This is a genomic window from Limnohabitans sp., assembly GCF_046052765.1.
GTDB lineage: Bacteria > Pseudomonadota > Gammaproteobacteria > Burkholderiales > Burkholderiaceae_C > Limnohabitans.
Map to the genome: position 1 here is coordinate 1 of NZ_JAVLFQ010000067.1, position 11923 is coordinate 11923.

Consider the following 11923-nt stretch of genomic DNA (forward strand, 5'->3'; position numbering starts at 1 on the left):
CCCAGCCAACCCACGCGCAAGCCTTTGGCCTTGGGTTGTAACTGTGAAGACCAGCCTGGCGGCAAACTGGCCAGCGACAGCGGCGCACGATCGTCATAACCGGCCATGGTCTCCAGCAGCCGCGCGAGATCGGCCACATGCCTTGCCATCGGGCCGTCGGTGCCGAGCTGGCTGACCCAGACATCGTTCTGAGGAAAAGCAGGTACCCGACCTTGTGAGGGGCGCATACCGAAGACGTTGTTCCAGCCGGCTGGGTTGCGCAGACTGCCCATGAAATCCGAACCGTCAGCCAAAGGCAACAGGCGTTGCGCCAGTGCCACCGCTGCGCCCCCGCTGCTGCCGCCCGAGGTGAAGTTGGCGTTGTAGGCGTTGGGGGTGGCACCAAACACCTGGTTGAACGTGTGCGAACCCAAACCCCACTCCGGCGTATTGGTTTTGCCTATCACCAGCCCACCAGCTGCTTTCATGCGCTGTACCAACAAGGCATCCTGCGCAGGAATATGGTCACGCAGCAGTGGCGAGCCGCAGGTTGTGGGTATGCCTGCCACGTCGACCAAATCCTTGAAAGCCAGCGGTATGCCGTGCAGCCAGCCGCGCGAATCGCCGCGGGCGAGTTCTTGGTCGCATACGGCGGCCAGCGCGAGCAACATGTCGGGTTCCTGCAGATTGACGATGGCGTTGGCGTGCGGATTGATGGCAGCTATACGCTGTAAAAAAGCCTGCATCACCTCTAAGCAAGAAAATTCGCGCCGCTGGATACTGGCAGACAATTGCAATGCGCTGAGTTCGGTTATAGCCATCGGTCTGGGCACCTGAATGAATTCGTTTATATTGAAGCCGAGTTTGAAATGTAGCCGCCTGCGGGCCCAAGGGGAAATCAATGTCACGCCGTTTGTTTGTTCAAGCCATGGCCGCCACACTCATGGCTGTCGGCACTTTTGTCCATGTGCAGGCACAAAACGCATTGCCTGCCAACAAGGTGTTGCGATTTGTACCGCATGCCAATTTGGCGGTGCTGGACCCCATTTGGACCACGGCATACGTCACGCGCAACCACGGCTACATGATTTATGACACCTTGTTCTCCGAGGATGCCAAAGGAAAAATCCAGCCGCAAATGGTGCAAAGCTACAGCACCAGCAAGGATGGCAAGGTCTGGACGTTCAAACTGCGCAGCGGTCTGGCGTTTCACGACGGCAAGCCGGTGACCAGCGAAGATGTGGCGGCGTCACTCAAGCGCTGGTCTAGCCGCGACACCATGGGCGGTGTGTTGTTTGCGTTCGTGGACAAATTGGAAACACCAGACGCCAACACATTGCGAATGCTGATGAAAGAGCCGTGCGCCATCGTGCTCGAAGCGTTGGGCAAAGCGTCTTCGAATGTGCCATTCATCATGCCTGCGCGTATCGCGGCCACGCCTGGCACCGAGCAGATCAAGGAGCACATAGGTTCTGGACCGTTCATTTTCAAAGCCGACGAATTCAAACCCGGCTCGGTTGCGGTCTATGAGCGCAACACCAAATATGTGTCGCGCACAGAAGCACCCAGCGGACTTGCAGGCGGCAGGCCGGTGAACTTCGACCGCGTGGAATGGGTCATCATCCGCGACCCGCAAACCCAGTTCAATGCCATCGTCGCCGGTGAAGTCGATATCGTGGAACAACCCAGTTTCGAGCAGTACGACACTTTAAAGAAAACCGCAGGCGTCAAGGTGGAAGATTTCGCGCCTGCTGGTTTTCAGTACATCATGCGTTTCAATCACATACATCCGCCGTTCAACAACCCCAAAATCCGTCAGGCCGCGATGCTGGCCGTCGGTCAGCAGGCATTCATCAATACCCAGGTCGGTGTGCCTGAGTTGGGTCGTTTGTGTCGCAGTATTTATCCCTGCAGTTCACCTTTTGCCGATGAAAACACACCTCACTTCACCGGCGTTGCCAACCCGGCCAAGGCACGTGAACTGTTGAAAGAAGCCGGTTACGACGGCACTCCGATTGTGATGATGCGACCCACCGACTTGTCTGCCATCACCAAGCTGCCTTTGGTGGCCAAGCAGCAATTGGAAGCCGCTGGATTCAAGGTGGATTTACAACAAATGGACTGGGCTTCATTGGTGGCGCGGCGAGCCAAAAAAGATCCGCCTAGCCAAGGCGGTTGGAATATGTTCTTCACCACATGGGCTGCGGGTGATATTGACAGCCCATTGACCAGCGCCATGCTCAATGCCAAAGGTGCCACGGGTTGGTTTGGTTGGCAAGACGAGCCGCGCATCGAAGAATTGAAAGCAAAATTTGCGCGTGCCCATGAGGGTAGCGAGCAGAAAAAAATCGCCTCCGACATCCAATCCATTGTGTTTGAAACAGCTTCCTTTGTCCCGCTGGGCGAATACCGCAACCCCACTGTGCTGCGCAACAACGTCAGCGGACTGTTACAAACCCCAGGCATTCCGGTGATGTGGGGATTGGCCAAGCGCTGACATGGGATCCTTTTTGATACGCCGCCTGTTGGCGGTGCTGCCTGTGCTGTTGGTGGTCTCGCTGCTGGTGTTTTTCATGCTTCGTCTAGCGCCTGGCGACCCCGCAGCGGTGATCGCGGGCAACAATGCCACCAGCGAAGACATTGCCAACATCCGCGCTCACATGGGGCTGGACAAGCCCATCGTCGCGCAATATGTGTTGTGGCTGGGGCAAGTTTTACAAGGCGATCTGGGTTACTCGTATTACCTCAGCAAGCCGGTCACTGCATTGGTGGCGCAGCGCATGGAACCTACCTTGGCGCTGGCGCTGGGCACGGTGTTGATGGCGGTGTGTATCGCGGTGCCGCTGGGCAGTCTGGCGGCATGGCGCATGGGCGGCTGGTTAGACCGTGGACTGTCGGCGTTTTCAGTCGCCGGGTTTTCGGTGCCGGTGTTTGTCATCGCTTACCTGCTGATTTATGTGTTTGCCATGCAATTGCAATGGTTGCCGGTGCAAGGCTATAAGCCGATCAGTGGTGCGCAATCACAAGGCACTTGGGCGTGGATGCGTCAGCTCATACTGCCATGGCTGACCTTGTCTACCGTCTATGTGGCATTGATCGCACGCATCACCCGCGCCAGCGTATCCGAAGCCTTGCAAGAGGATTTCATTCGCACCGCGCGCGCCAAAGGACTGTCGGAACTTGCGGTACTGGTTCGCCATGCGCTGGCGAATGCGGCCGTGCCCATCGTCACTGTGATCGGTATAGGCGTGGCCTTATTGATTGGCGGTGTGGTGGTCACTGAAACGGTGTACGCGATTCCCGGTTTGGGTTCACTCACTGTGGACGCGGTGCTCAACCGCGACTTCCCCGTCATACAAGGTTTGGTGTTGTTGTTCTCGCTCAGCTATGTGTTGATCAATTTATTGGTGGACACCAGCTATGTCTGGCTTGACCCTAGGATTCGTCACTGATGACCTCGCTCAACCAACGTTTATGGGACCATGGTTCGGTACGCTTTGGCGCCGCCGTGTTGTTGTTGGTGTTGCTGTTGTCGCTGGCCGCGCCTTGGCTGGGCACGGTGGATCCGGCGGCCATGGACGCCAATGTCATCAATCAACCGGCTGGCAAATCCGGCGCATTCAATTTGCCTGACGGTACGGTGGTGCAACACACGTTTTGGCTGGGTACCGACAACTTCGGCCGCGATGTCTACAGCCGCGTCATGTACGGCGGACGTATATCGCTGGTAGTTGGTATTTGCACTTCTTTGCTGGCCCTGTCCTTAGGGGGTTTGTGCGGCATGCTCGCCGGTTATTTTCGTCGCGTCGATACGGTGCTGATGCGCTTCATGGATGGCTTGATGGCCATACCTGCGGTGTTACTGGCGATTGCCTTGGTGGCTGTGCTGGGCGCAAATGTAGCGACCGTGGTGGTGGCGATTGCCATACCCGAAGTGCCGCGCGTCACGCGGTTGGTGCGTTCGCTGGTGCTGAGTTTGCGCGAAGAAGCGTATGTCGAAGCCGCGCGTGCATTGGCCACGCCTACAGCGGTGATTTTGTGGCGACATATCCTGCCCAACGCCATGGCGCCGCTGTTGGTGCAAGGCACATTTGTGGCGGCCTCGGCGGTGCTCACCGAAGCCATTCTGAGTTTTCTGGGCTTGGGTTTGCCGCCAGATGTCCCGACCTGGGGCAACATCATGGCCGAGGGCCGGGTGCAGTTCAGCATGCAACCGGGCAATGTGTTGTTTCCTGCGCTGTTTCTGGTTCCCACGGTGCTGGCGATCAACCTACTGGGCGACGGTTTACGCGATGTGCTTGACCCTAAATTTGCCAAGCGGGTAGGCTAATGGGCATACCTGTGTTGTCCGTGCACAAGCTGTCGGTGGCATTGCCGGCCGGTGCAGACCGCAGTCACGCGATGCAAGATATTTCTTTGTCGTTGAACGCGGGTGAAACTTTGTGTGTGGTCGGTGAATCGGGTTCTGGCAAATCGGTGCTGGCCATGTCGGTCATGGGTTTGCTGGCGCGCGAGTTGCGCGTCACACAGGGAAGTGTGCTGTTGCAAAACGAGTCGCTGCTAGATGCTGATGAGGCGCGTTTGCGAGGCTTGCGCGGACGCGCCATGGGCATGGTGTTTCAAGAGCCTATGACCGCCTTGAATCCAGTGATGCGCTGTGGCGAACAAATCGACGAGGTGCTGCGCTGTCATACCGACTGGGGGCATTCACAACGTCGCGAAGCCGTGTTACACATCATGCAACAGGTACAACTGCCCGAACCCGAGCGCATGATGGACAGCTACCCGCATCAACTCAGTGGCGGGCAACGCCAGCGTATTGTGATTGCCATGGCCATGGTATTGAAACCCGCCTTGTTGATTTGCGATGAGCCGACCACGGCGCTGGACGTGACCACACAGCAGGAAATATTAAAACTCATCAAACAATTGCAACACGACAGCGGCACAGCCGTGTTGTTCATCACGCATGACATGGGTGTGGTGGCTGATACCGCGGATCGGGTGCTGGTCATGCACCGTGGTGTTCAAGTGGAGCAGGGTGAGCGTGACCAAGTGTTGCGGCAACCACAGGCCGATTACACGCGCCGCTTGCTGGCTGCTGTACCTGGCATGACACCGCCTGCACCGCGTGTCTTGCCCGACACGCCACCGGTATTGCGTGTACAGGCATTACGTAAAACTTATGTCAGCCGCGAAGGCTGGGGCAGCGTGCGCCGCACCGATGCATTGGCCCATGCAAGCTTTGCATTGCGTGCCGGTGAAACGCTGGGCATCGTCGGCGAATCGGGGTCTGGCAAATCCACATTGGCGCGTTGTGTGTTGCGCTTGATCGACCCTGACGGCGGGGATATTTTTTGGGGACAAGACAACATCGCAGCCCTGAACGAGGCGCAACTCAGGCCATTGCGTCATCGCTTGCAAGTGGTGTTCCAGGACCCGAACCGCTCACTCAATCCGCGCATGCGGGTCGGCGAATCCATCATGGAAGGTGCGCGCAATTTCGGTTTGAGTGCAGCGCAAGCCCAAGCGCGCGGACAGGCGCTGCTGGCACAAACTGGTTTACCCGCCAACGCCTGGGAGCGTTACCCCAGCCAATTCAGTGGCGGTCAGCGCCAACGCATCGCACTGGCTCGCGCTCTCGCTTGCCAACCCGATGTGCTGGTAGCCGACGAAGCGGTGAGCGCATTGGATGTGTCTGTGCAAGCACAAATCTTGGATTTACTCAGAGAGGTACAACGCAGCATGGGACTGGGCCTGCTGTTCATCACCCACGATTTGCGCGTGGCCGCACAGTTGTGCGACAGCGTTATCGTCATGCACCGTGGACACATTGTTGAGCATGGCCCGACGGCCGCTTTGTATGCAAACCCACAACATGCTTACACACAGGCACTGTTGGCCAGTGTGCCAGGGGGCAATGCATGACCTGCGTTTTCATCGCCGGGTTTCAGCACGAGACCAACACGTTCGCCCCCAGTCTGGCGGATTGGGAGGCATTCAACCGGGGCGATGCTTTTCCTGCTTACATTCGCGGTCAGGCCATGCAAACCCAATTCACCGGCGTGAATATCCCTGTGGGTGGTTTCATTGATGCGGCCAAACGCCATGGCTGGCAGTTGTGGCCGTCGGTGTGGGCCGGAGCCAGTCCGTCCTCTTACGTCACCCAAGATGCTTTTGAGCGAATTGCCGCGGATATGTTGGCGGACTTGAAGCAGGGCTTGGCGCAAGGCATTGACGCGGTCTACCTGGACTTGCACGGCGCCGCGGTGGCCGAACACGCGGACGATGCAGAAGGCGAATTGCTGGCGCGGGTACGTGCATTGATCGGCGACAACATGCCCTTGGTGGCGAGTTTGGACTTGCATGCCAACGTCACCCACCGCATGCTGGACACTGCAGATGCATTGGTGGCTTATCGCACCTATCCCCATGTCGACATGGCAGACACCGGTGAACGCACAGCCGAATTGCTACAAAGGCGTTTGCGTTTGGGGCGCCGTGAAGCGCTGACAGTGCATCGCTTGCCTTATTTGATTTCTCTCAATGCCCAGTCGACCTGGTTGCAACCAGCCAAAGATATTTATCCAGCCATCTCAATTATAGATAAGGCGAATCACAGTGTGTCGAGCTTTTGCATGGGTTTTGCAGCAGCAGATTTTGATGAATGCGCGCCGGTGTTGTGGTCTTATGCTGCGCAACCGCAGCAAGCCCAAGCTGCAGCAGATGCGTTGCATCAACTTGCCGCGCCACCAGCGCAATGGCGCATGGATTTTTTAAATGCACGCGAAGCGGTGACGCAGGCCTTGGAGTTGGCGGCGCAGCACGAACGACCAGTGCTGATTGCAGATACCCAAGACAACCCCGGCGCAGGCGGTGACAGCAACACCACAGGCATGTTGCACGTATTGTTGCAACAAGGTGCAGGTAAGCGTTATCCCGGCGCAGTCGCGCTGGGCTTGCTGTACCACCCCGAGGTAGCTGCCAAAGCATTTGCTGCCGGTGTAGGTGCATTTATCGATGTGGTGTTGGGTGTGTCTGTGCCAACGTATGCGGGAATGAGTGATGCGCCAGTGCATGCGCGCGCGCAGGTGCGGGCCATCAGTGAAGGGCGATGCGAATTGAAAGGCCCGATGATGCGTGGCATGGTCAGCCAACTTGGCGCTAGCGTTTGTTTGGATATAGACGGTGTATGGGTTGCAGTGGTCAGCGGTAAGGCCCAATTGTTTGACCGTGAAATGCTTCGCATGGTGGGCATCACACCAGAGGCGATGAAATTGATTGTGTTGAAAAGCTCCAACCATTTCCGTGCCGATTTTGAACCTATCGCAGCCAAGGTGCTGGTGGCCAAAGCCACAGGTCCGATGGCTGCCGACCCCGGCGATCTGCCTTGGCGCAAACTCAGCGCATTGACACGCACCCGGGCCTGACAGGAGACGCGTATGTCTGATTTAACCCCCTGCACAGCTGAACAATGGCAGACACTGTTTCGCGGCGGCGCTGTGTCGCCAGTGGAGGTGACCCAAGACGTGCTGCAACGCATTGCACGACTCAACCCTTTGTTGAATGCGTTTTGTCTGGTCGATGAAGAATCCGCATTGGCCAGTGCCAGGGTCAGTGAAAAGCGCTGGTTGGCGCACAGACACAAAGGCGCCGCTGTCGGTGCTTTGGAAGGCATTCCGGTATCCATCAAGGATTTGATATTGACCCGTGGCTGGCCGACGTTGCGTGGCAGTCGCACCGTCAACCCTCGGCAAGCTTGGGATGTGGATGCGCCGGTCACCGCGCGCTTGCGTGAAGCAGGCGCAGTGTTGCTGGGTAAAACCACCACACCCGAATTTGGCTGCAAAGGCGAAACCAATTCACTGTTGACGGGTATCAGCCGCAACCCTTGGAATCTGGCGCATACACCGGGCGGCTCATCGGGGGGTGCGTCCGCAGCTGTATCCGCTGGCTTGGGCGCGTTGGCTGTAGGTACCGATGGCGCAGGCAGCGTGCGCATACCTGCAGCGTTTTGCGGCAATGTCGGTTTCAAACCCAGCTTTGGTCGCGTACCTGCGTATCCGTTGTCACCTTTTGGCTCAGTGGCGCACTTGGGTCCACACGCCATGACAGTCACGGATGTGGCATTGATGATGAATGTCATCACGCAACCGGATGCGCGCGATTGGACCTCACTGCCGTTTGACGGCATGGACTACACCGCAGCCTTGAACCATGGTGTCAAGGGAATGCGCATCGCCTATTCACCGACCTTGGGTTATGCCAAGCATGTGCATGCCGAAATTGCCGCCGCCACCGCGCAAGCCGCGCAGTATTTGCAAGACTTGGGTGCTGTGGTCGAGCAGGTTGACCCCGGCATAACCGACCCGCTGGACATCACCACAGGCTTGTGGTTTGCAGGCGCATACCAGGTGTGGCGCACATTAAGTCCCGCGCAACAAGCGATGACCGACCCGGACTTTGCGGCACAGGCCGCCATTGGTGAAACCTTGGACGCGAACGCGCTGCACCAGTTGACGCAACGCAGAGGTGCACTCGGATCACATATGCGTCAGTTCATGCAGCGGTTTGATTTGATACTCACACCCAGTACCGCTGTGCCTGCTTTCAAAGCATTGCCTGCCGGGCACAGTCCCATGAATTCAGAGGCCATGCTCGGTTGGACACCTTTCAGTTATCCGTTCAATTTGAGCCAACAACCAGCCATCAGTTTGCCTTGCGGTTTGACCACGGACGGCTTGCCAATGGGTGTGCAATTGGTCGGCCCCATGTTCGGTGACGCGATGGTTTTACGTGCGGCCAAAGCGCTGCAGGATGGCTATCCGTTATTGCGGCCTGACGTTGATCAATTTGAGTAGACCTGTCCGCGCATAATCGCCGCCAATTCCTTTTTGTGAAAACCCATGACATTCATTGCCCTTGACGTTGGCAACACCCGCTTGAAATGGGCCTTGTACGACAGCCCGCGCACCAACGCGGCGTTGCTGTCGCAAGGCGCGGTGTTTCTGGAAAACATAGACCGCTTGGCAGACGAGGATTGGAAATCCTTGCCACCTGTCACCCGCATGCTTGGTTGCATCGTCGCCGGGGACGCATTGCGCCGCCGTGTGGATGAGCAGTTGGAAATCTGGGACCTGACACCGAGTTGGGTGGTGCCGTCTGCCAGCGAAGCTGGTTTGCACAACGGGTATGACCATCCGACCCGCTTGGGTGCAGACCGCTGGGTAGCCATGATCGGTGCGTTGGCGCGCATGCGCGCACAGACTGCCCAAGCTGCACCACGGCCGATGGTGGTTGTCATGGTCGGCACCGCAGTCACAGTCGAAGCCATCGACGCCCAAGGCCATTTTTTAGGGGGCTTGATTTTGCCGGGCCACGGCATCATGTTGCGCGCGTTGGAGTCGGGTACAGCAGGATTGCGCGTGCCCACCGGAGAGGTGCGCGAGTTCCCCACCAACACCAGCGACGCTTTGACCAGCGGCGGCACGTTTGCCATTGCCGGTGCGGTCGAACGTATGGTGCAACATGTGCGAGTTCACTGCAAAGACGAACCGCTGTGCTACATGACAGGCGGCGCGGGTTGGAAAATGGCACCGAGCATGTCGGTGCAGTGTGAATTGGTCGACAGTTTGATTTTTGATGGCTTGCGCCAGATTGCGGCGCAGCGCTTCAGCGCAGACTAGCCACCTGCACCGTGCAGTCGTAAAACACCGGTGCACGGCCGATATCGGTCAGCAGTTGTGAAGTCAACTCGTTCACATTCGTGCCGTTGGCACCGAGCTTGCGCCACCAGACACCGAGTCCCACCACCATGCCTGGTTGCGCGCGCGTGCTGATCTGTGCTTTGCACTCGTAACTGCCCCGGTCGTTGAACACGCGCACCCTATCGCCATCATTCAGTTGTCTGTTTGCCGCGTCTTGCGGGTGAATTTCCAGCAACGGTTCGCCTTCCATGTCACGCAGGCTTTTTACATTCACAAAGCTTGAATTTAAAAAGTTACGCGCAGGTGGCGAAATCATGGCCAAGGGATAGACAGCCGTCTCGTCCGACTGCTCGTAGTTCGGAAGGTAGTCAGGCAAGGGGTCGAGGCCCATGGCGGCCAATCGATGGCTGACAAACTCGCATTTGCCTGAGGGTGTGGGAAAACCGCCGTGCTCAAATGGCGCGTCAGCCACCGGCCAGGCGGCAAAGCCATGTTGCAGCAATTCGTCCATGGTCACAGGATGAGCGCTGTTCAAGTTGGCAGGGCTTTGCAAAGAGGTCTGCAGCAGATCTTCATCCGACTCTTGCAACAATGGATCATGCAAACCCATGCGCAGACTCAGTTCACGGAATATTTGTGTATTCGTTTTGGCCTCGCCCATGGGCGCGATGGCCGGGCGGTTCAACACCATGTCGGTATGGCCGTAGCTGTTGTGAATGTCCCAGTGTTCGAGTTGCGTCGTTGCCGGCAGAACGATGTCAGCGTAATCTGCGGTGTCGGTCATGAAATGTTCGAGCACCACGGTGAACAAGTCTTCACGCGCAAACCCCTTGACCACTTTCACCGACTCAGGCGCCACCGCTACCGGGTTGCTGTTGTAAACCACCATGGCTTCGATCAAGCCGGGCGTGTTCAGCGCGTCGCCGATGGTGCTCATGTTGACCAGCGGTGCTTTGGGGTTGCGGTGCAACTCGGGCCGTTGCAAACCGACTGCGTTGGCGCGTGCATGGTGCGACGCACTCATCAACACACCGCCGGCGCGATGCCGCCAAGCACCTGTGAGCGCGGGCAGGCAGGCAATGGCACGCACCGCATTGCCGCCACCGCGACTGCGTTGCACACCGTAATTCAGGCGAATACCTGCGGGCTTGGTGTGGGCGTAGTCGTGCGCCAGTTGGCGAATGTCATCGACTTTCAAACCGCAAACCGCAGCGGCGCGTTCGGGCGACCATTGCAAAGCGCGTTCACGCAAGGCATCAAAACCCAAAGTGTGCTGCGCGATGTAGTCATGGTCTAACCAGTCGTGCGTGATGAGTTCGTGCATCAGCGCCAGCGCCAGCGCTGCATCCGTGCCGGGTTTGATGGCCAGATGCACATCGCATTTGTCGGCGGTTTCGCTGCGCCGCGGGTCTATGCACACCAGACGTGCTCCTTGGCGTTTGGCTTCTTGCGCGATGCGCCAGAAATGGATGTTGCTGGTGATGGAGTTACTGCCCCAGATGATGATCAATTGGGATTCGGCAAAAAAGCCCATCTTCATACCAAGCTTGCCGCCCAATGTGTAGTTGAGCGCGTCGCCTCCTGCGTTAGAGCAAATGGTGCGGTCGAGTTTGGCCGCGCCCAGCAGATTGAAAAAACGCATGGCGATGGATTCGCCTTGCACCAAACCCATGGTGCCCGCGTAGCTGTAGGGCAGCAGTTTTTCAGGGCGCGTGGCGACGATGGGTTTTAACTTGTTGGCGATGGTAGTTAAAGCCTCGTCCCAACTGATGCGTTCGAACTGACCGCTGCCCTTGGGGCCGACACGTTTCATCGGGTAAAGCAAACGGTCCGGATGGTAAGTGCGCTCGGTGTAGCGCGACACCTTGGCGCAAAGCACGCCGTCGGTCATGGGGTGGTGCGGGTTGCCTTGCACTTTGGTGGCCACACCGTCTTGCACGGTGGTGACCAAAGAGCAGGTGTCCGGGCAGTCGTGCGGGCAGGCGCCCAGGATGGTGGTGGTGTTCATGTTGGCATTGTGCAATTTATTCGCCTAATTGATTTGAAATATATTTATGTATTTAATATATTTAAATAAACTATTAATGTTAAATTCAGCGGCGAAATAAGGCGCTAAAACGGTGCCTCATTTGAAAGAAGCTCAATGACCCCTGAAGCTCTGGCCCGCCAACACATAGATCGCAAGTTCGGCCAAGCTGGCCGGCCCTCTGCTGCGGCGCTGAAAAAACCGTGTAACC

The 11923-nt window shown here is 57.5% G+C and carries 9 protein-coding genes; 7 read left to right on the top strand and 2 right to left on the bottom strand.

All coding sequences use genetic code 11. The features are described from left to right. On the bottom strand, positions 1-887 hold an 887-nt coding region (locus AC9UG7_RS10335), incomplete at its 3' end, for an amidase family protein (RefSeq protein ID WP_509587361.1). Here AC9UG7_RS10335 and AC9UG7_RS10340 point away from each other — a divergent pair. The 7 genes from AC9UG7_RS10340 to AC9UG7_RS10370 are packed head-to-tail and all read left to right on the top strand — an operon-like array spanning position 881 to position 9665. Then, positions 881-2476, top strand: coding sequence for an ABC transporter substrate-binding protein (locus AC9UG7_RS10340; protein WP_509587364.1), 1596 nt, complete (start codon positions 881-883; stop codon positions 2474-2476). The genes AC9UG7_RS10335 and AC9UG7_RS10340 overlap by 7 nt on opposite strands. Position 2477: 1 nt before the next feature. Beyond that, complete coding sequence (locus AC9UG7_RS10345; protein WP_509587366.1) at positions 2478-3431, top strand: ABC transporter permease; 954 nt, start codon at positions 2478-2480, stop codon at positions 3429-3431. After that, complete coding sequence (locus tag AC9UG7_RS10350; RefSeq protein ID WP_509587368.1) at positions 3431-4309, top strand: ABC transporter permease; 879 nt, start codon at positions 3431-3433, stop codon at positions 4307-4309. Before AC9UG7_RS10345 ends, AC9UG7_RS10350 begins: the two co-directional genes overlap by 1 nt. Next, complete coding sequence (locus AC9UG7_RS10355; RefSeq protein ID WP_509587371.1) at positions 4309-5907, top strand: ABC transporter ATP-binding protein; 1599 nt, start codon at positions 4309-4311, stop codon at positions 5905-5907. The genes AC9UG7_RS10350 and AC9UG7_RS10355 overlap by 1 nt, the downstream gene beginning before the upstream one ends. After that, entirely contained in the window at positions 5904-7409 is a 1506-nt protein-coding gene (locus tag AC9UG7_RS10360; RefSeq protein WP_509587373.1) for a M81 family metallopeptidase, read from the top strand. Before AC9UG7_RS10355 ends, AC9UG7_RS10360 begins: the two co-directional genes overlap by 4 nt. Before the next feature lie 12 nt (positions 7410-7421). Next, positions 7422-8840 (top strand): amidase, encoded by a 1419-nt coding sequence (locus AC9UG7_RS10365; RefSeq protein ID WP_509587375.1) that lies wholly within the window; start codon positions 7422-7424, stop codon positions 8838-8840. A gap of 45 nt (positions 8841-8885) precedes the next feature. Beyond that, positions 8886-9665: a type III pantothenate kinase gene (locus AC9UG7_RS10370; protein ID WP_509587377.1), complete on the top strand. Its 780-nt coding sequence runs from the start codon at positions 8886-8888 to the stop codon at positions 9663-9665. Here AC9UG7_RS10370 and AC9UG7_RS10375 read toward each other — a convergent pair. Then, positions 9652-11694 (bottom strand): molybdopterin-containing oxidoreductase family protein, encoded by a 2043-nt coding sequence (locus AC9UG7_RS10375; RefSeq protein WP_509587379.1) that lies wholly within the window; start codon positions 11692-11694, stop codon positions 9652-9654. The two genes, AC9UG7_RS10370 and AC9UG7_RS10375, sit on opposite strands and share 14 nt — an antisense overlap. Between the last annotated feature and the right edge of the window lie 229 nt (positions 11695-11923).

Excerpts from the sequence above, each read along its gene's own strand:
- AC9UG7_RS10350 (WP_509587368.1), top strand. The coding sequence starts at position 3,431 with ATGACCTCGCTCAACCAACGTTTATGGGACCATGGTTCGGTACGCTTT.
- AC9UG7_RS10345 (WP_509587366.1), top strand. The coding sequence starts at position 2,478 with ATGGGATCCTTTTTGATACGCCGCCTGTTGGCGGTGCTGCCTGTGCTG.
- AC9UG7_RS10365 (WP_509587375.1), top strand. The coding sequence starts at position 7,422 with ATGTCTGATTTAACCCCCTGCACAGCTGAACAATGGCAGACACTGTTT.
- AC9UG7_RS10370 (WP_509587377.1), top strand. The coding sequence starts at position 8,886 with ATGACATTCATTGCCCTTGACGTTGGCAACACCCGCTTGAAATGGGCC.
- AC9UG7_RS10375 (WP_509587379.1), bottom strand. The coding sequence starts at position 11,694 with ATGAACACCACCACCATCCTGGGCGCCTGCCCGCACGACTGCCCGGAC.
- AC9UG7_RS10355 (WP_509587371.1), top strand. The coding sequence starts at position 4,309 with ATGGGCATACCTGTGTTGTCCGTGCACAAGCTGTCGGTGGCATTGCCG.
- AC9UG7_RS10360 (WP_509587373.1), top strand. The coding sequence starts at position 5,904 with ATGACCTGCGTTTTCATCGCCGGGTTTCAGCACGAGACCAACACGTTC.
- AC9UG7_RS10340 (WP_509587364.1), top strand. The coding sequence starts at position 881 with ATGTCACGCCGTTTGTTTGTTCAAGCCATGGCCGCCACACTCATGGCT.